This window comes from Lactobacillus acetotolerans DSM 20749 = JCM 3825, assembly GCF_001436775.1.
Classification (GTDB): domain Bacteria; phylum Bacillota; class Bacilli; order Lactobacillales; family Lactobacillaceae; genus Lactobacillus; species Lactobacillus acetotolerans.
Genome location: NZ_AYZC01000112.1, coordinates 1 through 291 on the forward strand (window position 1 = coordinate 1; position 291 = coordinate 291).

Annotated in this window: 1 pseudogene; it reads left to right on the forward strand. The window is 42.6% G+C overall.

Features of this window, described 5'->3' with window-relative positions:
- Nucleotides 1-291 (forward strand): annotated as a pseudogene (locus tag FC77_RS08120) (aggregation-promoting factor); the annotation flags it as partial.

The following is a 291-nucleotide window of genomic DNA, read 5'->3' on the forward strand; positions in this document are numbered from 1 at the left end:
TAAAACCGTAGCCGTAGCAGCATTATCAATTGCAGGTATTGCAGCAGTAAACAACACTAAGACTGAAGATGCACAGGCAGCCACTGTTCAAAACGATGCAGCAGTTGTAACTGTAAGTGCCAACCCAGTTCACGTTTGGAACAACTACGAAAATCCAGTAGCTACTGGCCAAGTTTTAGGCAGCCATACTTCATGGAAAGTTATTGCAACAGCTTATAACTCAAAAGGTGAAAAGTGGTATGACTTAGGTAACAACCAATGGGTTCGTGCTAACGATTTAACTGGTGCCAA